Origin of the sequence: Thalassolituus oleivorans MIL-1 (assembly GCF_000355675.1) — a bacterium.
In the GTDB taxonomy this organism is placed as follows: Bacteria; Pseudomonadota; Gammaproteobacteria; order Pseudomonadales; family Oceanobacteraceae; genus Thalassolituus; species Thalassolituus oleivorans.
The window spans coordinates 558,260-580,969 of record NC_020888.1; the positions used below are offsets into that span (position 1 = coordinate 558,260).

General features: G+C 48.2%; 23 protein-coding genes. 16 read left to right on the plus strand and 7 right to left on the minus strand.

What is annotated here, in order from left to right; all coding sequences use genetic code 11:
* Positions 1–65 precede the first annotated feature (65 nt).
* The 3 genes from TOL_RS02555 to TOL_RS02565 form a co-directional block, all read right to left on the minus strand.
* Positions 66–953 carry a crotonase/enoyl-CoA hydratase family protein gene (locus tag TOL_RS02555; protein ID WP_015485705.1) on the minus strand — a complete coding sequence of 296 codons (888 nt, stop codon included), beginning with the start codon at positions 951–953 and terminating at the stop codon, positions 66–68.
* The gene (locus TOL_RS02560; RefSeq protein ID WP_015485706.1) at positions 950–1,936 is read right to left on the minus strand and encodes an NAD(P)H-dependent flavin oxidoreductase; all 987 of its coding nucleotides are present in this window, start codon (positions 1,934–1,936) and stop codon (positions 950–952) included. Before TOL_RS02560 ends, TOL_RS02555 begins: the two co-directional genes overlap by 4 nt.
* Before the next feature lie 105 nt (positions 1,937–2,041).
* Entirely contained in the window at positions 2,042–3,079 is a 1,038-nt protein-coding gene (locus tag TOL_RS02565) for a fatty acid desaturase (protein ID WP_015485707.1), read from the minus strand.
* Between the two features lie 216 nt (positions 3,080–3,295).
* Here TOL_RS02565 and TOL_RS02570 point away from each other — a divergent pair, with 216 nt between their 5' ends.
* From TOL_RS02570 to TOL_RS18655, 6 genes are all read left to right on the plus strand, one after another.
* Positions 3,296–4,345, plus strand: a complete 1,050-nt coding sequence (locus tag TOL_RS02570; RefSeq protein ID WP_015485708.1) for an AraC family transcriptional regulator — start codon at positions 3,296–3,298, stop codon at positions 4,343–4,345.
* Between the two features lie 114 nt (positions 4,346–4,459).
* Positions 4,460–6,286 carry a sensor domain-containing diguanylate cyclase gene (locus TOL_RS02575; protein ID WP_144055319.1) on the plus strand — a complete coding sequence of 609 codons (1,827 nt, stop codon included), beginning with the start codon at positions 4,460–4,462 and terminating at the stop codon, positions 6,284–6,286.
* Between the two features lie 204 nt (positions 6,287–6,490).
* Positions 6,491–6,853: a helix-turn-helix domain-containing protein gene (locus tag TOL_RS18085; RefSeq protein WP_015485710.1), complete on the plus strand. Its 363-nt coding sequence runs from the start codon at positions 6,491–6,493 to the stop codon at positions 6,851–6,853.
* A gap of 219 nt (positions 6,854–7,072) precedes the next feature.
* Positions 7,073–9,472 carry a Mu transposase C-terminal domain-containing protein gene (locus TOL_RS02585; RefSeq protein WP_015485711.1) on the plus strand — a complete coding sequence of 800 codons (2,400 nt, stop codon included), beginning with the start codon at positions 7,073–7,075 and terminating at the stop codon, positions 9,470–9,472.
* A 2-nt stretch (positions 9,473–9,474) separates the two neighbouring features.
* On the plus strand, positions 9,475–10,548 hold the full coding sequence (locus TOL_RS02590; RefSeq protein WP_015485712.1) for an AAA family ATPase: 1,074 nt from the start codon (positions 9,475–9,477) through the stop codon (positions 10,546–10,548).
* A gap of 9 nt (positions 10,549–10,557) precedes the next feature.
* Positions 10,558–11,868, plus strand: a complete 1,311-nt coding sequence (locus tag TOL_RS18655) for a TniQ family protein (RefSeq protein WP_041588376.1) — start codon at positions 10,558–10,560, stop codon at positions 11,866–11,868.
* A gap of 178 nt (positions 11,869–12,046) precedes the next feature.
* Here the strand turns inward: TOL_RS18655 and tnpC are convergent, their stop codons facing one another.
* The 3 genes from tnpC to tnpA are packed head-to-tail and all read right to left on the minus strand — an operon-like array spanning position 12,047 to position 14,323.
* Entirely contained in the window at positions 12,047–13,657 is a 1,611-nt protein-coding gene (gene tnpC, locus TOL_RS02600; protein ID WP_015485715.1) for an IS66 family transposase, read from the minus strand.
* 23 nt (positions 13,658–13,680) lie between these two features.
* Positions 13,681–14,037 (minus strand): IS66 family insertion sequence element accessory protein TnpB, encoded by a 357-nt coding sequence (gene tnpB, locus TOL_RS02605; protein WP_015485607.1) that lies wholly within the window; start codon positions 14,035–14,037, stop codon positions 13,681–13,683.
* A complete protein-coding gene (tnpA, locus tag TOL_RS18095) occupies positions 14,024–14,323 on the minus strand; it encodes an IS66 family insertion sequence element accessory protein TnpA (protein ID WP_015485608.1) in 300 nt (99 codons plus the stop codon). The genes tnpB and tnpA overlap by 14 nt, the downstream gene beginning before the upstream one ends.
* Positions 14,324–14,404: 81 nt before the next feature.
* On the opposite strand from tnpA, the gene TOL_RS02615 reads away from it, so the two are divergent.
* The 6 genes from TOL_RS02615 (at position 14,405) to TOL_RS02635 (ending at position 18,415) form a co-directional block, all read left to right on the plus strand.
* Positions 14,405–14,821 carry a DUF4143 domain-containing protein gene (locus TOL_RS02615; protein WP_041588377.1) on the plus strand — a complete coding sequence of 139 codons (417 nt, stop codon included), beginning with the start codon at positions 14,405–14,407 and terminating at the stop codon, positions 14,819–14,821.
* Positions 14,818–15,222, plus strand: coding sequence for an Hg(II)-responsive transcriptional regulator (merR, locus tag TOL_RS02620; RefSeq protein WP_015485717.1), 405 nt, complete (start codon positions 14,818–14,820; stop codon positions 15,220–15,222). The genes TOL_RS02615 and merR overlap by 4 nt, the downstream gene beginning before the upstream one ends.
* Before the next feature lie 76 nt (positions 15,223–15,298).
* Entirely contained in the window at positions 15,299–15,658 is a 360-nt protein-coding gene (locus tag TOL_RS02625; RefSeq protein WP_015485718.1) for a mercuric transporter MerT family protein, read from the plus strand.
* 17 nt (positions 15,659–15,675) lie between these two features.
* Entirely contained in the window at positions 15,676–15,963 is a 288-nt protein-coding gene (merP, locus tag TOL_RS02630) for a mercury resistance system periplasmic binding protein MerP (protein ID WP_015485719.1), read from the plus strand.
* Complete coding sequence (locus tag TOL_RS19370; RefSeq protein ID WP_015485720.1) at positions 15,963–16,196, plus strand: GDCCVxC domain-containing (seleno)protein; 234 nt, start codon at positions 15,963–15,965, stop codon at positions 16,194–16,196. The genes merP and TOL_RS19370 overlap by 1 nt, the downstream gene beginning before the upstream one ends.
* Positions 16,197–16,426: 230 nt before the next feature.
* Positions 16,427–18,415, plus strand: a complete 1,989-nt coding sequence (locus tag TOL_RS02635; RefSeq protein ID WP_015485721.1) for a cytochrome c/FTR1 family iron permease — start codon at positions 16,427–16,429, stop codon at positions 18,413–18,415.
* Here the strand turns inward: TOL_RS02635 and cadR are convergent.
* Complete coding sequence (gene cadR, locus TOL_RS02640) at positions 18,393–18,800, minus strand: Cd(II)/Pb(II)-responsive transcriptional regulator (protein ID WP_015485722.1); 408 nt, start codon at positions 18,798–18,800, stop codon at positions 18,393–18,395. The two genes, TOL_RS02635 and cadR, sit on opposite strands and share 23 nt — an antisense overlap.
* Before the next feature lie 77 nt (positions 18,801–18,877).
* Here cadR and TOL_RS02645 point away from each other — a divergent pair, with 77 nt between their 5' ends.
* The 4 genes from TOL_RS02645 (at position 18,878) to TOL_RS02660 (ending at position 22,678) form a co-directional block, all read left to right on the plus strand.
* Positions 18,878–19,777 (plus strand): cation efflux transmembrane domain-containing protein, encoded by a 900-nt coding sequence (locus TOL_RS02645; protein WP_011711494.1) that lies wholly within the window; start codon positions 18,878–18,880, stop codon positions 19,775–19,777.
* 191 nt (positions 19,778–19,968) lie between these two features.
* On the plus strand, positions 19,969–20,316 hold the full coding sequence (locus tag TOL_RS02650; protein WP_015485723.1) for a hypothetical protein: 348 nt from the start codon (positions 19,969–19,971) through the stop codon (positions 20,314–20,316).
* A gap of 83 nt (positions 20,317–20,399) precedes the next feature.
* The gene (locus TOL_RS02655; RefSeq protein ID WP_015485724.1) at positions 20,400–21,740 is read left to right on the plus strand and encodes a TolC family protein; all 1,341 of its coding nucleotides are present in this window, start codon (positions 20,400–20,402) and stop codon (positions 21,738–21,740) included.
* On the plus strand, positions 21,737–22,678 hold the full coding sequence (locus TOL_RS02660) for an efflux RND transporter periplasmic adaptor subunit (RefSeq protein WP_015485725.1): 942 nt from the start codon (positions 21,737–21,739) through the stop codon (positions 22,676–22,678). Before TOL_RS02655 ends, TOL_RS02660 begins: the two co-directional genes overlap by 4 nt.
* Positions 22,679–22,710: the final 32 nt, after the last annotated feature.

Below are 22,710 nucleotides of genomic sequence, written 5' to 3' on the forward strand. Positions count from 1 at the left end.
CCCTAGCACAGTGAATTGCGTAGGAGGTAGTCCGTTTGTGTTACCGACCGCTGTTTACAATTTGATCAGTTGGACTTTTTTTCCCACCAAGGATAAAACGGCGGCATTCCATCACTGACCTTAGCCGTGAAGTTAGACGGGCGTTTTTCAAGGAAGGAGGCAACCCCCTCTTTACCATCAACGAGACTGGTGTAATACATACCCAAAGATTCAATACGATGGGCGTCTTCAGGATTATCGAGAGCACTGTTGCGGTACATCATTTGACGAATCATCGCGACCGACACGGCAGAACGTGTGCTAATGCGCTTAGCAATTTTGCGTGCTTCGTCGAGCAACTTATCTGCGGGCACGACCGCGCGCACGAAACCGCCTTCCAGTGCTTCTGCACCATCAAATATGTCGCCGGTCATGGTCCACTCTAGTGCTCGTGAAATTCCAACGATGCGCGGCAAAAACCAGCTAGAGCAGGCTTCAGGCACAACGCCGACCTTGCTAAAGATAAATCCAATGCGAGTATGCTCAGTGGCTATACGAATATCCATGGCACAGGTCATGGTTGCGCCAATTCCTACCGCCGCGCCGTTAATGGCAGCAATGACAGGTTTAGTGCAGCGGAAAATAGATAACGCCACGCGACCACCAGTATCGCGTACACCTGCGACGATATCAGGGTCGTTGTAGCGGCTCGTCATGTCTTCTAATGTCGGTTGGATACTTTCATCTAAACCGAAGACATTACCTTCACGGCTTAAATCCATTCCGGCGCAAAATGCACGACCTGCTCCGGTGACAATAATGGCTCTAACCTCGTCATCAGCACTGGCGCTATCGAAGGCACGAATCAGCTCTTCACACATTTCTACTGTAAAGGCGTTTAACTGCTCTGGACGGTTCAGAGTAATCGTTAAGATACTATCGGTGACGTCGTATGACAGGGTGTTGTAGCTCATAATTCTTCCCCACAAAAATGATTGATCGCTGCTCGATATTCTTCTTTTAAACGCGCGACTAGCGTACCTGCGTCGGGTAAATCACGGATGCTGCCAACCCCATGGCCTGCTGACCATAAGTCTTTCCAAGGCTTTGCTTTGGTCGTTGATTTGTCATTGGCTGCATCGTCTAGTTCAGCCCCAAAATCGACATGGTCGGGCTTTTTATGGACGCCGAGATCAATCCCATTGGCTTCGATGCTTGGGCGTAAAAAACTCGCATTAACACCAGAAATTTGTGGGGTATACACAATGTCGGCAGCGGAGCTATCGATTAGCATTTGCTTATATTCCGGCTGCACAAGACATTCTTGGGTGCCGATAAAACGGGTTCCCATATAGGCTAAATCGGCACCCATCATGCGTGCCGCAGCGATATCTCGACCGGTGGACAAACTACCTGCCAGTAATAATGTTTTATCAAAGAATTGACGTAATTCATTGACCAGTGCAAACGGATTCCAATCGCCTGCATGACCGCCTGCTCCAGCAGCAACTGCAATTAAGCCATCAACACCAACTGACGCCGCCTTGCGCGCAAAGCGCACATTAACCACATCATGAAATACCACGCCACCATAGCTGTGTACGGCATCGATCACCTCTTGAACGGCCCCCAGCGACGTAATAACCAAAGGCACTTTGTGCTTCACTAAAATAGCTAAATCTTCTTGCAGGCGGGTATTGCTTTTGTGCACGACTAGATTGACCCCGAAAGGCGCCGCAAGCTTACCGGTATCGGCCTCGTATGCATCAAGCTCTGAGCGGATTTCGCTCAGCCATTGATCAAGGCCTGCACTCGTGCGTTGGTTTAGGGCAGGGAATGTACCAATAGCTCCAGCTTTACAGCAGGCACTGACTAGCGCAGGGCCAGATGCTAAAAACATAGGTGAAACGACAAGAGGCAAAGTTAAACCTCGTTGTAATGCAGCGGGTAATGACATGAAAACCTCATCAATAAAAAAAGCAGCAGGGGCGATACTCTCGCCCCTAGCTGCTGATAATAACAGGTAGATACACGCCAGAATTAGCGTGATTGGAGACAGAAACTACGCGGCGGTCGCGCTTGCTCGGTTTGGCGCGACATTTTCGTAGCGATTCGCCCGCGCAAATGTACCTAGGTCATTAAATAGCACGCCGTTTTCGCGCATCACTTTGTGGGCATCGGCTGCCGTTAATTGGCGAATATAAAACGGCTCGCCAACGACAAAATGATGAATACCGTGAGTGCTACCGAAGTTAAAACAAAATAATTGGAAAGGTAAAAAACGCTTGGCATTAAGGACCTGAGTTTGCGTTAGAACTGACTCCACATTGCCGTAATAATGCATATTGGAGCTAATGAAATTTAAGCAAAAAGAACGCAGATAAAATGGCGCAATTAAAATTACGATTAACGGTGTTACGGCGTTAGCGTAATTGAGTAAAGCTGACGGAACCGACCAGCTTGCAAGGCTTAGCAGGCCATTAATGAGATGAATGGCTAAGAAGCTATACCACACGATTGCAGTGATGACGCCGAATGGCAGATTCGAAGCAATGATACGTTTCGCTGAATGCCAACGACGACCCGCCGGTACGAACATCCATACGCGCAACAGATTACCGGTAAAGGTATCCATCATGACCCAGAAGCGCACAAAGCCATAAGGATGGCCATTGCCTATGCCGCGCTCTTCTAAGTCTTGGGAAGTACCGGAAGTTTTGTGATGCAAAAAATGCAGCTTACGACGAATCCACGGGTTAATCGTCCCAGGTCGGAAGATCCACACTCCCAGCAACATTAAATTATGAATTTTTTTATTGTTTTTAAAATACATCCAGTGAATTAAGTCGTGCTCTAGTTCATGCAAAAACGAGGTTAAAATTGCGACCAATGGAATGCACAGCCAAGCGGATAAATACCCGTCAAGATAGGCCCAGCCACACAACAAAATCCCCGCAATAGACCCTAAGAAAATCGTCATGCCCATGAAATTTTGATTGGCGAGGATGCTATGGCGCCGACGCCAGTTATCACCACTTTCGCGAATCACCGCTTTGATGGTTTCGATACGCTCGGCATCGGAGCTAGTCGTAGATGTCATAAATCGTGTTCCGCTAGGTGCAATATGGGCAATATGGGCAATATGGGCAATATGGGCAATATGGGCAATATGGGCAATATGGGCAATATGGGCAATATTAGAACGGTTAATGGTAAAAGTGGCTAGCGCCTAGTTATAATTTGGCCGTAAAACCTATCACTAGTGGCCCCTTAAGGGCTTATTTCCGAAGAGATTGACGCTAAAGAGGCATGATGAATGGCGGAATATCAAGACCACGCAATCTACCCTGGCGCCGAGTTGTTTTTGATTCATGAATTCATGCAAACACAAGATATTAGCGCTCGGCAGTGGTTGTTGGGGGTCGGCTTAACAGAAGCCCAAGTGTTTGATCCGGACACCCGAGTGTCGTTGCGCCAGTTCGATATTATCTATCGCAACATCTATCGCTTAGCTCCGCAGCAGGATTTGGGTCTTACCTTTGGTGCCGCGCTCAATTTATCGCGCTGGGGTATGTTATCGGGGGCCTTGCTGACGAGTCGCACTCTAGGCCAAGCGCTGGCAACTGCGAATGAAATGCGGTCATTGGTACGCAGTCGCTTCAACTTAGCAACCAATGTGGTGGGTGAGCTGTGTCATATCGAAGTCTCTACGCACGATGCTCAAGAGTTTCCCCTGAGTTTGCGTTTTGCTTATGAGGTATTGGCGGCAAGTCTACAGACACAGATTCGTGACTTATTAAGCGAAGACATTCATTTCGAGGCGGTCGATTTCGCGTTTCCAACGCCAACTTATGCTGATCAGTATCGTTTATTACTTCAGTGTCCAGTGCACTTCTCAGCGCCTAAAACGCGATTAACGATAAAACTCGATACGTTAAAACGGCCATTGCCGCTCGCTAATCCGGTGGCACGCAAACAAGTCCTTCATGTGTGTCGTATTGAGGCAGAGCGCTTAGCGCGGGTGCTGCAGGGCGATATCGTATGGCAGGTGAGGGAGTTATTTGCTCGTTATGACGATACGCGGGTAACCCTAGAGCAAGCCGCGCAGGCACTGAAGGTATCGGCGCGTACTTTGCGGCGCAAGCTTGAACTGGCTAATCACAGTTTTAAATGTCTGCAAGAAGAACACAGTCTTCAGCTCGCGTTGCGTTTACTACAGCAAGGTGACTTGACCGTTAACGACATAGCGATGCGTTGTGGCTATCAAGATATAGCCAGCTTCCGTGCCGCGTTTAAACGTTGGACAGGAATGTTGCCTACGCAGCATCGAGCATCGTATCTCTCTATTAGTGCTGACCAAATGTAACAATATTAATGTGGTGTGGGTCTAACTTCTGCGATCAAATGGTCGGATAGCGCCAAACAATCCGCTAATGTTAGTTTGTGCCACTGTTTGGGCCAATTGGGGGTTATCGGAAGCGTGAAGCTTTTCCGTTGTCGGGCATCAGCACTCGGTGCTGTATTTCTATTGTTCACACTATTGCTAATGACATCGTTCACTCGGGCGGATGCTTTGCGCCTGTCGGCCGACCTGAATAAAGACTTCCCAATATCGGCGTTGAGTTACCTAGCCGATCCCAGTGCTGTATTGACCTTAGATCAATTGCCGCCATTGGCCGATTGGCAAGCCGCGCAAGCGAATCCCCTGCAGTTTGGTTATGGAGAGCAAGCCTACTGGATTCATATGGGATTAGAAGGCAACCGCGATGACTTTGCTGACAGCGTGATTGAAGTCAGTAATCCACTATTGAATCATATTGACGTATATCTACTGCGTGATGGTCAGGTTTTACGTGAATGGCGCTTAGGCGATGCTTTACCATTCTCGCAACGTCCAATGCTGCATCGAACGTTTTTAATACCATTAAACGATATTTCTTCTGGGCATCTAGATGTTGTTATGCGTATTCAGTCGGAAACCTCATTACAGATTCCGCTGCTGGTATGGAAGCGCCAAGCATTGGTTGAGCATATTGACAAAGATTCGACACTGACCGGTTTCTATTTTGGCGCGTTAGTTTTAATAGGGCTTTATCACGTTCTCATTTTTGCATCCGTTCGCGATTATGGTTTCTTATATTTCGGTTTATTTACTTTAATATTGACCATAGTGCACGCCAGTATTAACGGCCAAGCATTTCAGTGGCTATGGCCGAATGCCATTTACTGGAACAGCGTCAGCTTGCCCGTGACGCTGAATATCACCAATATGATCGGTGCTATGTTCGTTACCCGTTTACTGAATATTTCTGACACGTATCCGCGCTTAGGTTTAATGCAAGCCATATTCGTGATGTTATGTATTGTTGTCGCCGCCGCCTCATTTTTCTTTCCATTTGCTATCGTAACTGTGATTACCTTAGTTATGTCGCTAGTTACTTTTGTTATTAATGGCATCATCGTATTAGTACGTTTAAAAGATCGTTACCCTCCGGCCAAAGCCATTTTTTATGCCTCATTTAGCTTAGTGTTAGCGTCTTCAGCGGTTATTTTATCCCGTCTCAATATTATTCCAGCCAGTACACTCGTCGATAATGCCATGATGATTGCGACCTTAGTGGAGGTGTTGCTATTTGCGTTTGCACTATCGATGCGTATCGCCATGGATCGTGACTTGTTGGCAAAAGCGCAAGCTGAATCAGCGAATGCGAAAGACCAGTTATTAGATGCGCAATTAGCGCAGAATATTCGTCTCGATCACCTTGTAAAAATGCGTACCCAAGAGTTGGAAAATGCCAATTCTTTATTAAAGAAAATTAGCACTACCGATGCCTTAACCGGATTGCATAATCGTCGCCATTTGGATGAGTGTTTGAATGAGCAGCAAAGGTTAGCGGATCGTAAAGCGATTACTTTGTCGTTATTAATTTTAGACTTGGATCACTTTAAACAGCTCAATGATAAGTACGGCCATATTTTTGGTGATGAATGCTTACGACAAGCCAGCGAGCGTATTCAGGCGTGTGTAAAGCGCCCGCAAGATCGCGTATTTCGTTATGGCGGCGAAGAGTTTGTAGTCGTGCTACCCGACACCACCATGAAAGCTGCTAAGTATATCGCCGAGAAAATACTGACTAATTTTCGTAGCGAAGCCGTTGTGGTACGAGGCGAACGAGTGGCACTCACCATCAGTATTGGCATCGCTAGCAGTGAAGGTAAAGAAAGGGAACTTGATGTTGCCGAGTTACTGCAAGAAGCGGATGAGCAGTTGTATCGTGCGAAAGAGCTAGTGGTTATGCAAGCATAAAGTGGCCGAAAATTGTAAGCATAATTTGGCCATTTCGGAAAAGGAGATAATGCAAAAGACAAGTTGGCATTCATTAAGAGTTATTAATTTAAACTTTTACAACACCTAATATTGGTTGTGTAAACCATTGAAAATAAAAGAATTCTTTACTAATTAGACTTAATCCAATAGTGTTTTTATATTGTTACTGGATTGAGTAAATTCATGACACCATTTGGTAGTGTTCTCTCACAATTACGGCGTAGCCGAAAACTCCAGCAGCGAGAGCTGGCAGAACGTATTGGTGTTCAGCCTTGCTATATCTCTGCTATGGAAGGCGGCAAGAAGGGACCACCTTCAAAAGCGGTTATGCACAAGCTGATCGAATCACTCGAACTTTCCCCTGAAGAAGCCCATTCCCTGACATCCACCATTGGCCCATCTAAGCGCGTTTTCCGTGTCCCGGAAAGCGTCAGCCTAGAGGAGTATGTCTTTTTGTGGGAACTCAGACAGCGGCTTGGTTCTTTGAGCGGTGAAGAACTGGCGATTATGACCACCGCCCTGCGCCTTGGCGGGGCAAACCGGTAGCAGGCTAACCAATAGAGGAGCTAAATCCATGATCTAGAAACAAAAAAACCGAAAACAATGGCTTGCTTTCGGCTTATTTGTGAAGGGTTACCTTCGATGTGGTAGTCAAAGTATCCCTCCCAAATCCCCGACCGTCAAGTCCTCAACTTCACGAAATCATGTTCGAGGCTTTGTTGCGCCCAGAGAAACGCGCATCCGGCCTCGGCAAGGGGGATACCTATGCGTACTGAAAGTGACCTTCATGATTATCTGCGCGACCGCAATTTGTCAGCTACGGCGATCGAATATATCCGCCAAAGCTGGATTAACCCATCCAGAATGGTCGGGGTCCATGCCCGAACCAACGTTGTCTCTTTCGTACCCAGTCGAAAGTTGCATGGCAAAACCTACTCAACCGAGAGCCGTTCTCCTGAGAGAGCATTCCTCACTCTGTGTGAGTTTGACGATGATGTTATTTGTGCACTAGATCAACCTGATCCAATACAGATAGAACGAACCCAAAAGAATGGTAATAGGCGAAGAGGAAGCTACACGCCAGATGCGGTCATTCTGACGCGTAATGTCGCTAGGGTTGTGGAGGTGAAAGGTGCCTGCGATGTGGAAAACTATCTCACAAAGAATCCTGCTGACTGGACGCGTTCTGAATCCGGCGATGTACTTTTTCTCCCTGCACGCAAGGCGTTCGCTGAATTGGGCTTAGAGCATGTTGTATATGTGTATGATCATGAGGACAGATTTCTAGTTGAAAATCTGGATCTGATACTACAGGCCAGAGATCAAGAGTCCCCTGTGGTGCTGGATCGAAATAGCGCAAAAAAGCTTTTGCGAAATGCCTGTGCGATCACACTAAATGACCTGAGAGTGAAATTAAAACTCAAAGATCTGACGCCTCTGATACATGCTATTGATAAAGGTATCTTGGTGGCGGACCTCAAGAAGCATCGATTAGCCAATTCTACAAGCTGTCTTGTTTCGTTGAATCGAGACCTGTTAGAGCATGCCATTGAACTCAGTAACAAGCAGCGAGTGTATTGGGACGGTCTAGCCGAGAGCGGTGATCTGCAATTGATACCAACATTGAAGAGTGCTGAGCATGCGTTAAAAAGGCTAAAAAAACTCCAATCAGAATATACCACGCGTAGTATTCGCCGCTGGAAAACTCAAGTTAAGCTGGGTCTTGAACGTGACCTGAGTGAATTTCAGGCGCTGATTCCGATGATTCATCTACGCGGGAATCGCAATCGGAAAATTCCTGCAGTCGTAGATGAACTGCTTATGGATTACCTGCTGCACTCATTTGCTCAGGAGCAAGGAATATCGATTTATCGCGGTTATTTGCGATATAAAGATCTGGCGTTAATGACGCATCCGCAGTTTAACCCGGTTTCCCGGCAGACTTTTAGTACCCGGCTAGATCAGATACCTAGGGAAATAATTGGTGAGGCGCGTGGAGGTAAGCGCAAGCGTAACGCCATGACTGCACCAACGGATCCTCAAATGCGGAGTTTAAAGACAACTATTCCATGGCAACGAGCCGCTGTAGATCACTATCTCGCTGATATTTTTCTCATCGTATTCTCCAGATCTGGTGAGGTTTATGTTGAGCGTCCATGGGTGACCGCTCTAGTAGATTTGGCTACATCAAAAATTCTTGGTTTATGTATCTCATTCTGTTCGCCATCGCGCCGATCAGTATCCAAAGTCTTACGCGACTGTGTTCGCAGGCATGGGAGATTACCTCGGGAAATTATCGTGGACAGAGGCGCGGATTTTAAATCCGTTTATATGGCATCCTTTATGGCTCACTATGGTTTGATACTGAGTATGCGACCAGCTAGCTATCCTGAGTTTGGTGGAGAGGTGGAGGGATTTTTCGGTGAGTTTTTGAAACAGTGGTTGTGCCAGCGTCCAGGTAATATGGCTGATTACAAAGAGGTCCGTTCGGTGGATGGGAATAAGGCACCTAGGAAAGCGGCTATCCTGCAACCCATAGACTTTTACGAGGAACTTTGGACATTTTGTGAATGGCGCGAGAACAAATGCAGAGGAACGGGGAGCAATTCAATTGAATTTGAATTTTCTGATGGGAGTGAGCGATACCCATTCTATGCGAAGCAAATAAGCTACGACTCGGAGTTTATTACTGTTACGGCTGTGGAGGATAAAAGATACAGCTTCAGTTATCAGAAGGGGATTAATATTAAGAACATCTGGTATTACACCCCAGCTCTGAAAAAACTTAATGGCAGGGCAAAAAAAGTCGATGTAAGAATTGATCCTGAAAATCCTAACCTGATATTTGCCAAGATAGAAGACCAGTGGGAACCTTGTTATAGCTCTGAGATCAACGCCTACTCAGCTAAATGTGCTGCACATCAGCTCGTAGAAGGAATGATTAAGCATGAAGCATCAAATCTCCGGGCCAAAATTGGCCACCAACATGATTTGGAACTTGCGAAAAAAATCAGAGAGTTAGACGAATTTAAAAAGCAGACCAAAACAACACCAATGCTAGACGTCACTATTCTAGAGGACGAACCAGCGGTTGCTGAAAACATATTCAGTCATGCAATCGGTGCCAAACTACGCCCTATCAACATTCAAAAGTGGGGGGCATGATAATGGATGAGTTGAACAATATCGACATTGCACGGGTTTCCAACCTGAATTTTAAAATTCTACATCGCAACTGGAAAACGGCCTTTGCAGAACTCTTTGTGCTAATGACGACGGCCATGCCAGGTGAGGTTATCTCTATCGTTGGTCCAACCCGAGCTGGTAAAACTGAATTACTACGCCAATTAGGGGATGTCGTTTGCGGTGTCGGGCATGGGCAGGGCGATGAGCAGCCAATTGTCTCAATTGAGCTTGTAAATGACGATGCCCATGCAAAATTCAGCTTCCGGTCGTTTATCCTGCAGGCGTTAGAAATGGTACGCCACCCGTTCTATTCGTCAGGTTGTGCAGATGGCTGGGGGGATGCGATAGTCGACTCTCGTATTGAGCGAGCCAGAGAAAAAACGCTAAACCGGGCTCTGATCCGAGCTCTAATACAAAGGAGGACGCGCTTCCTGATCATAGATGAGGCGCAGCATATGCGTTATGTCAGCAGCCAAGCTATGGCTGCTGTGGGTGTAATGGATGCCCTGAAGTCCATGGCCAAGAAGGCTAACGTTGTATTAATAATTGCAGGTACCTATCCGATACTAGAGGCCATTAACCGATCTTCACACTTGGAGGGGCGCAAATATGGCGTACACCTCTCGCGTTATCACCAAACCGAAGCCGATCTGGCTGAGTTTCAGTGGATACTGGCACACTATGACGCAGTGCTAGATCTCGATGAATCATTACCTAGCTTAATGCACTGTACTGAGCTCTTGTATCGCGGAACATTTGGTTGTATCGGGCTTGTACGAGCTTGGCTATATCATGCCTCCGCAGTGGCGGCAGCCCATCAAAAAAAAATCGACTTAGCGCTTCTTCAGGAAACTATGAAATCTCCCATGCAGCTGTACTCAATAGCGGACGAGATCCTTACAGGTGAAACCATATTGGGATTGACGCCTTGCGATGCGTTGAGATCAGCTGTTAGGCCTAAAGCCCCAATAGTAGCAACGAAGAAAACACGTAAAACTGTTACCAAACCCTTTCAACGAAAGGCGAAACGTTTTGAGCCTGAAAACCGGATGTGAGGCGCGTACATGAATCGATTATTTCCGATACCATTACTGGGACAGGGTACTTCAGAAATAGAATCACTGCCGTCATATGTTTTTCGGCTCGCATATGAGCATGGTATTTCAGTCGGAGCTCTTCTGAAAGCCATTGATTCAATACCTGAATTCAGTCGGAGTAAGTCTAGAGGGTGGCCAGGTGGCAGAGCAGGCATTGAAGATATTTCGCGAGTAAACGGAACCTCAAAAAAATTACGTACAATTTTATCGGAGCTCACGGGGCAAGATCTTTTCTGTTCGACATTAGATTTTTTAGAAGCCAAGGTCTTTCGAGTCAGTTGTGAAATTACTGGTTTTAGATGGTGTCCTGAATGTTTTTTAGAGATGTCTGAAATTGGCTCAACTCGGTATATTAAACAGCTCTGGCATATGATTGCCATAACTCATTGCCCATTGCACAAAACGCCATTAGTAGCGAACTGCCCCAAATGTGGTACTGGTCAATTCTCAATGAAGGCAGAGCTTCATATCGGCTGGTGTTCTAAATGTGGACAATCTCTCGCGAGCAGACAGAAGCCACTATCCGCCGCCGATATACAGCCATCTTGGGGATGTCAGTCGAGCGATATATATGAAATTTTTACCACGACTGCGCGAGAGAAACATAGTAAGTCTGAGCCTCTAGTATTTAAACATTTCAATCGGGAGATTATTGACAACTACATTTTAGGCAGGGTTAAGCAAGGGTTTTTGTTATATGGATCAGAAGATCGGATGACTGAGTATCTGGAGAGGGGGAAAGGAAATTTCTGGAGTCTGCCGACGTTGCGGCGATTGGCATATGTTCTAAACGTAACTCTATACGATTTGCTGTCAGAAAATTATGGTATGAATCCTCTTTTTCATGAAGAAACTGCAGATAAAGAACTACCAAATCAGTTTAAACCCAAAAAGAAGGTGAGAAGAAATCATAAGGAGGAGTATCAGAAGTTGTTAAAACTTGTAGCTGAACAGTCGTTTCCACCCAGTCTCAAGAAACTGGCTAGGTTATCTAATGTTTCAGTTGGGTATCTTGAATATCGATTTCCAAACCTAGTCCGCAAAGTGGTTGAGGAATCTCAGACCTACCAGAAGCAACAAAAAATGATTAGAGGTTACGAAGCGCAAGCGGCAGCGATCAGATTTTTCACTGATGATCGCTATGCTGATCATAGTCAATCTCGCAAAGAAGCATACCGGGTTCTGAAGGAGGAAACTGGGCTGCCCAAGTGGGTACTGAAAAATGCGATTCAGGACGTTTATGGCGTTCTGAATTCAGATAAAAAGTACAACGCTTGAAATGATATACGAATCAATTTTTGGTAGAACTGGACGATCTGACCATAACCAACCCAAGCGATCATGAAAAAGGCATACCGACAGTTAACTCTAAAGCAACGTTGGTAAGTTCAAGCATTTCCACTATTAAGGATCTTTTATGAATAAACGTAAGCGCTCAAACAACCCCACCTACCAATTAAATAACCGCCAGCTCTATATTTTCCGGCAGCAGTTTTTCAATATCTTCCACCGTTTCACAGTGCGGCAATCGCGTCAGTACCGTACGTAAATACGCGTAGGGTTCGAGTCCATTCGCTTTGGCGGTTTCTATTATGCTGTACAGCATGGCGCTGGCCTTTGCACCACGTTGACTATCGCTAAACAGCCAATTTTTGCGTCCAATCGCAAACGGCCGGATGGCATTTTCGACTGGGTTGTTGTCTATATTCAGTCGGCCATCGCTGATGTATACCGTGAGTTTGTCCCAGTTTTTATCGAGGTACGCTAAGGCTTCCCCCGTTTTTCCTTTTGGCAGGGTTTGTTGCAACGCTTTATCCAGCCAAGCTCTGAGTTTGTTGAGTTGAGGTTGGCTTTTTTCTTGTCGAGTTTGATATTTTTGTTCGGCTGCTTGGTCTTTGATGCTGGCTTCGATGGCGTACAGCCCTTTGATCATGGTGATCGCCATGTCGGCTTTGCTGACTTTGCCTTTTAGGCTTGGGCTGACTTTTTGCGCCTCGATAAATTTACGACGAGCGTGGGCCATGCAGGCAAGTGCTACGATGCCTTGTTGCTGCCCAATTCGGTGATAACCCGCGTAATCATCAGTTTGCAGGTAGCCTTGATAGTCGCCTAATAGTGAGGCGGCAACGTCGGTACGTCGACGACTCGCGTAATCAAATAAGATGATGGGATGTTCTCGATCACCGGTTTTTCGGACCCACATGTAGCTGAGACTTTCGGCCGTTTTATCCGGTTCTTTTAACACCTGCACCCGAGTTTCATCCATGTGGATGTAGTCGCTATCCAGAAGTTGATCATTCAGCAGGTTATAGAGCGGTTGCAGACATTCACTGCTTTTGATCATCCAGTTGGCTAAGGTGTTACGCGGTAAATGAATGCCCATTCGTTTGAAAATGGTTTCCATCCGGTAGAGAGGTAAACCGTCTTGATATTTGGCAACCGCAATGTGGGCGAGTAAGCCTGGGCTGGCATTGCTCTTAGGAAGCGGTTGTTTCGGAAGTTCAGCAATGTGCACGCCGTTTTCGCAGGCCTTACACGCGTATTTTTTGCGGGCATGAACGAGCACCTGAACCACAGCAGGAATAATATCCAGTTGTTCGCTGGTGTCTTCACCGATGCAGGTTTTTACACAGCCACATTCACAACGTTTATCGACTTCAGCAAGATCGTGTTCGATACGTACTCGCGGTAATACCGCAGGCAGAGGTTTACGGCCGGAGGCTTTTTTAGGCGCAGACGATACAGCATCAGAGGCTGATTCTGCGGTGCTCACTTCTGCATCAATGGACTCTGCGATTTCAGGAGCGGAGGCATCATCCTCACGTTCGACTTCATCAAACAATTCGGCTTGCCGATCACTCTTCTCGCTGCTTTTACCAAACTGACGCTGTTTAAACAGAATGATCTGCTCTTCCAAAAACTGGATACGTGATTGCTTTTGGCTAATTAATTGTTCTTTTTTCTCCAACTGATTTTGTTGCGATTGCAATAACTGACTCTGCGCTAAAAGCTGTTGTTTTAGCGCAACAATATCGTCAGGTAAGTGATCAGTCGGTGGTGTTTTCATGGGGTTGGATTATACCAAACCCGTTAATTTATAGCAGAGTAAAATAGCGTTTCATGCGGTTTATTATTAAAAATATCCAGTCCATCCAATAATAAATTCAGTTGATAACCGTCGATGCAAAGGGATGCAGTGTCGGTCGGCTTTAGCCATTTAAAACGTTGCTTTTCCAACCGCTTATACCACAGCACAAAGCCATTGCGCTCCCAGTACAGTAGCTTAACTTTATCGCGGTTACGATTACAAAAGACGAACAGCGCATTGATCATGGGGTTGAGTTCTAACTCCTGCTCAATCAGAGCGGACAAGCCATTAATAGACTTGCGCATATCCACCGCGCCTGCGTATAAATACACCTGAACCGATGCGCTAGGCCGAAGCATACAAAAGCCCTCGATCATTGAGAGCCACCAATAGATCGGGTAAGGCCTCGACTGACAGTTCAATCAACACCTGCGAGCCCAATCGTAGTCGTGCCGGAGCCGAAGACGTCAGCGTGATAGGGATCAGAGCCTTGGTTTTCGTCGACTCTGTCTTGGGCGACAAACGTTTACGCCAATACTGAAAATTATGAACGGCTATGTTGTGCTGCTGACAAAAGGCGACTTGGGATAGACCACTCTCGTGCCAGAGATTAAGGTGTTGTTGCCATTGTTCCGATTTGGTCATGAGCTGTCTCGTTAAATAATTTGAAGACAGTTTAGAGGGATTTCGGCGTGGGTTTTAGATGGGGTTGTTTGAGCGCTTACGGTGAAAACACCCAAACTGCACTCGGTCGATACCGGCATGATGTGCGCCGTGCGGGGCCTCAATCGGGAGCGCCTGCTGAAACAGCCAGGTGATTTTGGGTTGGTGCTGGAATCCTTCGTCTACAACGAATTGCGCAAACAGGCGGTGTGGATCGAGGAGCCCTTGAACTTCTACCACTACCGTGACAAGGACAAGGTGGAGGTCGATGTGATCATTGAAAACGCCATGGGCGATTGTTTTGCCATTGAAGTCAAAGCGGCGGCAACCTTGAGCACGAAAGATTTTACCGGCTTGAAACGCTTTCAAAGTGTGGCCGGCAAGCGCTTTAAAATCGGTGTCCTGCTCTACGATGGCGATCATACGACGGCTTTTGGTGACAATCTCTTTGCTGTCCCGCTGGGAGCGCTCTGGTCATGAACGAAAACCACACCATTGGCCAGCTGGCCAAGACAGCAGGTGTCAACGTCGAAACCATCCGCTACTACGAACGCCGTGGTTTGATCCGTCAACCACCCAAACCCGCAGAGGGATACCGTACCTACCCAAACGCAACCTTGGCTCGGATTTTATTCATCAAACGCGCCCAGGAACTGGGTTTTACGCTGGAGGAGATCAACAACCTGCTGTCATTGGGCGAGTCGCATTGCTCGGAAGTCCAGGAGCTGGCCGAAGCAAAGCTGGCCAGCGTGCGTGAAAAAATTAACGATCTACACCGCCTGCAACAGGTGTTGGAAGAGCTCGTCACACAGTGCCGGACCAATCCTGACAATGCGGCATGTCCTATTGTTGAATCCCTCCAACCTGCTCCTCGTCAATAAAAGGCATTGGACTTGACTCCGTACCTTGGTACGGGACTTACACTGATTTCACTAGGTCAATAAAGTGGAGTCGGCGATGGCAGGAAAAGAGTCATTCACCAACACAAGGCTACCTATCATCGGTGGCATTACCGCTGCCACCGTCGCCAGCCTGTGTTGTGTTGGGCCTTTTGTGCTCCTGTCACTGGGTATCAGCGGGGCCTGGATCGGTAACCTGACTGTATTGGAGCCCTACCGTCCCGTATTCATCATGCTTGTTATGTTGTTGCTCGGTTGGGCTGGCTGGCAGGTTTATCGACCGGTCGATACCTGTGAACCGGGAACCGTCTGCGCTGTGCCGCAAACTCGGAAACGGCGGCAAATGGTTTTCTGGATCGCTGCAATCGTCGCGCTGGTGCTCGTCACCAGCACCTACTGGATTCCTCTGTTCGCATGAACACTCTGGAGCTAACCATGCAGAAAATCATTCTCGGTCTCGTATTCACCATCGCCAGCTTCTCGGCCTGGGCCAAGCCACAAACCATCACGCTGGATCTGCCAACCATGAACTGTGCCATGTGCCCGATCACGGTCAAAAAGGCACTCACCAAGGTCCAAGGCGTAACAAAAGCCGAGGTCAGTTATGAGCATAAGCAAGCCGTAGTAACCTTTGAGGATTCCCTGACCAACGCTGACAGATTGGTCGAAGCGACCACCCATGCCGGTTATTCATCGACCATCGTGAAAACGGAAACACCATGATGCCAGAGGTGATTTTGCAGTCAGTGCTGACTTGTCCCGAATGCGGCCATAAAAAAACAGAATCCATGCCCACCGACGCGTGTCAGTGGTTCTACGAGTGTGAGCAGTGCCATGTTTTATTGAAGCCGAAGCTCGGTGACTGCTGTGTCTACTGTTCCTATGGCTCGGTACCATGCCCGCCGATACAGTTGTCACAGGGCAATAAAGACACAGGAACCTGTTGCGGCGGTTAAGTGGACCTCGCAAATCTGCATGTCACTCACCCGGTTAAGTCGATGATTTTCCAGTATCAATCCACCTTCAATGATCTCTGTAAGATTAAGGAGCGAGCCTTGGTAAGGCCTCTCTATCAAAACGGTTTCCAACCGACTGTAATTTTTACTTCTCTTGACTCTATAGCGGCTATAGAGTTTACAATTGCGATCAATAACCATTAGCGATTCATGAATAAGAGAACACCGAGATGTTTGATTGCAGATTGCAACGCCTGAAACGAGCCACCCTTCATGCCATCATATTTCTGATGCTGCCACTTTCTCTATCTGCCGGGGCGAATGAAGCTGAGATCCCAGACAACGTTACTCAACTCCGGCAACTGGCACAGCTCGCTGAATACATAGGCGTTGATTATGCCGAAGCGGTGAAAAACGGTCAGGTAATTAATGACAATGAATATCAGGAGATGGTGGAGTTTTCACAACTGATTGTTAGCAAGAGCTCGCTGGCCGCCACTGCTGATGCAGAGTCACTCGCAGTGCAAGCAATGGCATTGCAGAGGGCCATCCATGATAAGAAAGGTGTTGATGAGATCCGTCAAATGAGTGCCAGCCTACGCGGCACATTGTTGGGATTGATGCCACATTTATCCCTGCCGGAACGGATATTACCTCAAGAAAAAATCCGGCCGGTATTTGAGACTAACTGCGGATCTTGCCATGGAGTATCTGGTCAAGGTGACGGAGTGCTGGCAGCACAACTCGATCCCGCACCCACGGACTTTACCGATAAAGAGCGGGCATTAAATCGATCAATTTTGGGTTTATACGACGCCATTACCAATGGCATTGACGACACCGCCATGCCATCTTTTCAACAACTAACGGAGCAAGAGCGTTGGTCAATGGCATTCTATGTCGGTGGACTCGCTTTTCAATCCAGCGAACCTACTCACAATGATTTGAATATTACCAAACTGCAGCTGATTAATCACAACCCACTGCAACTGGCAGCAGCACGCCCTGATATAACCCTACAAGCTTTGGAGAGTTTACGCGCTAACCCCTCGGCATTATTCAAGGCATCCCAAGATCCCTTGGCAATCACATGGAATCGACTTCAAGCCGCCCAAAAAGCGCATCAGAAGGGAGATTTTTCAACCGCAAGTGAACTCGCCGTCAATGCTTATCTGGACGGTTTTGAACTGATTGAAAACAGCCTCGATGCGCATGACAAAGCACTGCGCCAATCCATCGAGTCCAACATGATGGCACTACGACAATTGACCAGCCGCCCCGACGTAAACGGAGAATTGGGTGCGCTAATGGCGGAGACGCGGCATTTGTTGGATGACGCACAACGTTTGTTATCAGAGTCCACCTTGTCCGAAGGAACTTTATTCACTGCTAGTCTGGTCATATTGTTGCGCGAAGGCCTGGAGGCATTGCTGGTTATCATTGCCTTAACGACGGTTTTGATAAGAACCGGGCGTCGGGATGCGCTTAAATATGTCCACATAGGCTGGATTGCGGCATTACTTGCCGGTGGTGCCACCTGGATCGCCGCTCAATCGTTGATCACGATCAGTGGTGCCAATCGTGAAATCATGGAGGGAATTGCCGCTTTATTGGCCGCGTTGGTACTGCTCTATGTTGGGATCTGGATGCATAGCAAAACCCAGGCTGCACAATGGCAAGCCTACATTCAGCAACATGTCGATACCCAACTTAAGTCTGGCACCTTGTGGGGGCTGGTGGCGTTGGCATTTGTGGCGGTTTACCGGGAGGTGTTTGAAACCGTATTATTTTATCAATCGCTGTTAACGCAGGCGGTATCAACCCAATATTCTTCTGTTGGTGGTGGCTTTGCGCTCGGTTTGTTGCTGTTAGCCATATTGGCGTGGGTGTTGATTCGCTTTTCCGTCAAGCTGCCGATCGCCAAATTCTTTTCAGCCACCACCTACTTGCTGCTAGCGCTGGCATTTGTCCTGATGGGCAAAGCTGTGTCGGCATTACAGGAGGCGGCCATCATCGGTATGACGCCATTACCTGTGAGTTTTGAGATTGACTGGATTGGCGTCAAATCCACCTGGCAAGGCGTGCTTGCGCAACTTTCGGTACTTCTGGTTTACCTGGTATTTTTAATACTATCCAAATCAAAACGCGCAACATCACCGCCGATAACACAGGCGTCCGATTTCAAGCGCGTAAGTGTTACCGCTTCTGATGCTGATTAGTGGTTAACGTTTGCAAGATGCCGCACTGTTCGATCGTCCTTTCACTGGAGCAGCTGCGGCGAAGTACTTTCAAATGCTCGCGCAGCTGAACCAGCACCTGAATGCGCGTTTCCACTTGTTGAATGTGCGTATCCATCATGCGATTGACTTGATCACATTGCGCACCCGGTGAGCGTTTTAATGTGAGTAGCTGGCGGATCTCGGACAAACTGAGATCCAGGTTACGGCAGAGCTTGATAAATAGCAGCTGTTCGACAGCAGCTTCATCGTAAAGTCGAAAATTGCCGTCACTACGCTGTGTCGTGCACAGCAACTGTTCTTTTTCATAGTAACGGATAGTTTGCACCGAGCAATCCGTCTTTTTTGCCAGCTCGCCAATCTTCATTTATTCAATCTCTGTGCTTGACTCTATAGTAACTATAGAGTTTAAACTGCCCACCTTGGATAGAACAAGGGTTTTTTATGACGACCACATGCGGTGGCAATTGCCAAAATAACGCGACGGAGAACACTCCCCAAATTGCCGAAGTACACGACGCTTCTCATGGCGGCTTTGTTAGTGAGTATCATGTCCCCAAGATGGACTGTCCTTCAGAGGAAGGCATGATCCGTATGGCGTTGGACAGTGTGCATCCTAAAGTCACATTGGAATTCGATACCCCCAAGCGCAAGGTGAGTGTCTACCATGGTGATAACGCTGACCTTATTAAAAAAAGAATGCAATCAGTCGGTCTGGGCGCGAGACTTGTCAGTACAATGCCCGTCGCCAGCGAGTCCATCGCCCGTGCGCAGGCGTCTGCAAAACAGGAGGCAGAAAGAGAAGCTGGCATTCTCAAGTGGCTACTGGCAATCAATGGCATCATGTTTGTCATTGAAATTACTGTCGGCTGGTGGGCGCAATCCACTGGTTTGATTGCGGACTCCCTGGATATGTTCGCTGATGCCGCCGTCTACGGCGTGGCGCTGTATGCCGTAGGGCACAGTGTGCGGATGAAGTTGCGTGCAGCCCATTTTTCCGGTTGGCTTCAGATCATTCTCGCCTTGGGCGCTTTGGGCGAGGTGGTAAGGCGATTAGTATTGGGTAGTGAACCGGTTTCCACTTTGATGATGAGCTTCGGGCTTGTTGCCTTGGCGGCCAATGTGACCTGTCTGCTGTTGATTGCCAAAAGCCGGGATAGCGGCGCCCATATGAAAGCCAGCTGGATTTTCTCCGCCAATGACGTGATTGCCAATCTAGGGGTGATCCTTGCCGGTGGATTGGTGGCCTGGACGGGCTCACGTTATCCAGACTTGGTGATTGGCCTTATCATCGGTTTGATTGTGTTGAATGGCGCGCGCCGCATCTTGCAACTTAAGTCCTGAGACACCGGGCACAATATGAACAACAAGCAATCGTCTTATGATACACCGCCAATAAAGATCCTCGACCTGGCTCGCTTTGACAGGCGGATAACAGGTAAACGAAAGGCGCCGGGACAATCGTTGATTGACTCCGCAATCAAAGGTGGTATGCTTCGCAGGCTATTCCATTTCATTGGGGTTATATTCGGTTTATGAGTCGAAAAGCACTGTCTTATCTGCTGTTAGTCTTGATTGCACTGCAATCAGTGACAGCTATGGCTGACGTTCATCCCCTTGATTATTCGGATACAGCCCCTTATTCCTCCGATGGCTCATCATCGGCAATGCTGGATAGCTCGACCGTTATTGATCCTGCAGATCAAAATACCGCGCCTGACGATCTGTTTTATTGCCATCACCATGGCTGCCATTGCCATGTCTATTTATCCGGTAACCTGACTCACTCAAACTTTTTGCATAAACATTCGTTGCATAACAACTATCAAGCCCTCATTCCCGAGGCCCCATCCTCGTCGCTGTACCGCCCTCCAATCGCCTGATTTTACCGATTAAGTTTTTTCTGTGTTGCCGTTATCGCTGCAACGCGCGGTTTGAATTATCTTAAATAAGTAGGATCTACCATATGCTATCAATACGTACTGCGCCGGGTTCTGGCGCTACGGGTCGGCGGAATATCAAAAGCCGCTGCATTCTGTTCAGTTTATTATTTTTTATTTCTTCGTCGGGGCTTAACGCCGCACCTGGGGACTCAACGATCACGCTGACCAATGCGGTGCAGCGCGCCTTGTCACAAAACCCTTCTTTAAAAGTTTTTCCCTACCGCTACGCAGCCCTTCAAGGGCAGGCCGAAACAGCCGGGTTAAGGCCGGCGTATGAGCTGGGATTTGACGCTGAAAATGTCGGGGGCACTGGGGACTTCAGCGGCGCAGGTGGTGCTGAACTCACCATTGCGCTGTCTTCGGTCATCGAAATGGGGGATAAGCGCGCGGCACGGCAAGGCGTAATCTCCCACAGTCGGTCGGTGCTCAATGCCAGCCGACAGGTGGAATCCTTGGCCTTATTGGGCGAAGTCACCCGCCGTTACGTCGATGTGCTAGCGGCACAGGAGCAGGTCACCCTGGCTGGCGAGGCCGCCCAATTGGCGAGCGAGAGCTTACGCATTGTGAAAAAGCGGGCTACGGCGGGAGCGACACCCGAGGCGGAAGTCAAACGGGCACAGGCCGCTGCCGAGCAAGCGAAGCTCGCTTTGCTTTCGGAGCAGCAACGGCTTGCTTATTTGAAAGTGTCGTTGTCTGCCTTGTGGGGGGTAACCTCACCGGACTTTGACAAAGTGGAAGGTGATCTATTCCAGTTTGGCGAGGACGTGGCATTCGACCTGTTGTACGCCAAAGTTGAAAAAAATCCTGCGATAGAAGTATTCGCAGTAGAGTCCCGTCTCAAAGAAGCAGAAATACGCCTTGCTCAAACCCAATCCAGTGCCGATATCAGTTGGTCGGTGGGGGTTCGTCGCTTGCAGGAGACCGATGACACCGCATTGGTAGCGGGTTTCAGCATGCCCTTGTTTTCCGGCAAGCGAAATGCCGGCGCGGTTTCGACCGCGTTGGCCGAAAAAAATCAGGTGTTGGCAGAGCGCGACGTAATGCTGCTGGATCTACACACGCAACTGTTCCGGGCTTTTCACAACCGCAAGCAAGCCATTGTCGCGGTCAAGGCGCTACGTACCGCGATCATTCCCGCCCTTGAACAAGCGCTGGTAGAAACACAGGCGGCCTATCAACGGGGCCGGTACGGGTATCTCGACTATGTCAGTGCACGGCAGGAATTATTGAGCGCCAGGCGTACCCAGATCGAAGCGGCCGCAGCGGCCTTAACCTATGGCGCAGAAATTGAGCAGCTAACAGCAGAGCCCTTGGCCTTGACGCAGTATGGCGAAGACTACACATTTTCAGGAACCCCACAATGAAATCAAATACCCAGTTAAAAAAATCATTTATCCGTCTAATTACGTGTTGCTTTGCGATCACCCTGTTGTCTGGACAAACTTTCGCCGAGACGGGTCACGGAGAAGAGGAAGAGCACGGTGAAGAAGGCCATGTCGAGCTGACCCTGGAGCAGATAAAACATGCCGGCATTACGCTGGCAACCGTTACCTCGGGCACCATCCGTGATGTTTTGCCAGTATATGGCGTCGTCGCAACCAACGCAGAGCGTGTACAGTCGGTAACGGCACGCTTCGACGGCGTTATTCGGGAAGTTAAAAAAAGTGTTGGTGATTCGGTTCGCAAAGGCGAAGCCCTGTTGTCTGTAGAAGCCAACGAAAGCCTGAAAACCTATTCGATTGCCTCTGCACTCAATGGCGTTATTACCCAGCGCCACGCAAACCCTGGCGAGCAAACCAGCGATACCCCGCTGTTGGTAGTGCAGGATTTCTCCACGGTCTGGGTAGAGCTGTCGATTTTTCCCAAGGATGTTGCCCAGGTTGAATTAGGCCAGCGGGTTCGCATTCTCAGTCTCGATTCGACCCAAATCGCAGAGGGAAAAATCATCTATATTGCGCCGCTTGGCCAAGCTGGTAATCAGGCCATTATGGCGCGCGCTTTGATCGACAACCCGAATGGCATTTGGAAACCCGGTCTCTTTGTCAACGCGCAAATCACCCGCGCAGAAATAGCCGCTCCAATGGTGATCCGCAACGAAGCCTTGCAAATCGTCGAGGATAACCCTGTCGTTTTTGTTCGGGGTGAGGAAGGTTTTGAACCACGTACAGTGACTTTGGGGCGAACCGACGGTGAGCTAAGCGAAGTGGTGGCAGGTCTGTCCGCAGATGAAGTGTATGTCAGCAAAAACAGCTTTACTCTGAAATCGGAGCTGGGCAAGGAGGATGCTGAACATGGACACTAAAACAGTATTCTTGGCACCATTTACGACGTCGA

Excerpts from the sequence above, each read along its gene's own strand:
- TOL_RS02555 (WP_015485705.1), bottom strand. The coding sequence starts at position 953 with ATGAGCTACAACACCCTGTCATACGACGTCACCGATAGTATCTTAACG.
- TOL_RS02560 (WP_015485706.1), bottom strand. The coding sequence starts at position 1,936 with ATGTCATTACCCGCTGCATTACAACGAGGTTTAACTTTGCCTCTTGTC.
- TOL_RS02565 (WP_015485707.1), bottom strand. The coding sequence starts at position 3,079 with ATGACATCTACGACTAGCTCCGATGCCGAGCGTATCGAAACCATCAAA.
- TOL_RS02570 (WP_015485708.1), top strand. The coding sequence starts at position 3,296 with ATGGCGGAATATCAAGACCACGCAATCTACCCTGGCGCCGAGTTGTTT.
- TOL_RS18085 (WP_015485710.1), top strand. The coding sequence starts at position 6,491 with ATGACACCATTTGGTAGTGTTCTCTCACAATTACGGCGTAGCCGAAAA.
- TOL_RS02585 (WP_015485711.1), top strand. The coding sequence starts at position 7,073 with ATGCGTACTGAAAGTGACCTTCATGATTATCTGCGCGACCGCAATTTG.
- TOL_RS02590 (WP_015485712.1), top strand. The coding sequence starts at position 9,475 with ATGGATGAGTTGAACAATATCGACATTGCACGGGTTTCCAACCTGAAT.
- TOL_RS18655 (WP_041588376.1), top strand. The coding sequence starts at position 10,558 with ATGAATCGATTATTTCCGATACCATTACTGGGACAGGGTACTTCAGAA.
- tnpC (WP_015485715.1), bottom strand. The coding sequence starts at position 13,657 with ATGAAAACACCACCGACTGATCACTTACCTGACGATATTGTTGCGCTA.
- tnpB (WP_015485607.1), bottom strand. The coding sequence starts at position 14,037 with ATGCTTCGGCCTAGCGCATCGGTTCAGGTGTATTTATACGCAGGCGCG.
- tnpA (WP_015485608.1), bottom strand. The coding sequence starts at position 14,323 with ATGACCAAATCGGAACAATGGCAACAACACCTTAATCTCTGGCACGAG.
- merR (WP_015485717.1), top strand. The coding sequence starts at position 14,818 with ATGAACGAAAACCACACCATTGGCCAGCTGGCCAAGACAGCAGGTGTC.
- TOL_RS02625 (WP_015485718.1), top strand. The coding sequence starts at position 15,299 with ATGGCAGGAAAAGAGTCATTCACCAACACAAGGCTACCTATCATCGGT.
- merP (WP_015485719.1), top strand. The coding sequence starts at position 15,676 with ATGCAGAAAATCATTCTCGGTCTCGTATTCACCATCGCCAGCTTCTCG.
- TOL_RS19370 (WP_015485720.1), top strand. The coding sequence starts at position 15,963 with ATGCCAGAGGTGATTTTGCAGTCAGTGCTGACTTGTCCCGAATGCGGC.
- TOL_RS02635 (WP_015485721.1), top strand. The coding sequence starts at position 16,427 with ATGTTTGATTGCAGATTGCAACGCCTGAAACGAGCCACCCTTCATGCC.
- cadR (WP_015485722.1), bottom strand. The coding sequence starts at position 18,800 with ATGAAGATTGGCGAGCTGGCAAAAAAGACGGATTGCTCGGTGCAAACT.
- TOL_RS02645 (WP_011711494.1), top strand. The coding sequence starts at position 18,878 with ATGACGACCACATGCGGTGGCAATTGCCAAAATAACGCGACGGAGAAC.
- TOL_RS02650 (WP_015485723.1), top strand. The coding sequence starts at position 19,969 with ATGAGTCGAAAAGCACTGTCTTATCTGCTGTTAGTCTTGATTGCACTG.
- TOL_RS02655 (WP_015485724.1), top strand. The coding sequence starts at position 20,400 with ATGCTATCAATACGTACTGCGCCGGGTTCTGGCGCTACGGGTCGGCGG.
- TOL_RS02660 (WP_015485725.1), top strand. The coding sequence starts at position 21,737 with ATGAAATCAAATACCCAGTTAAAAAAATCATTTATCCGTCTAATTACG.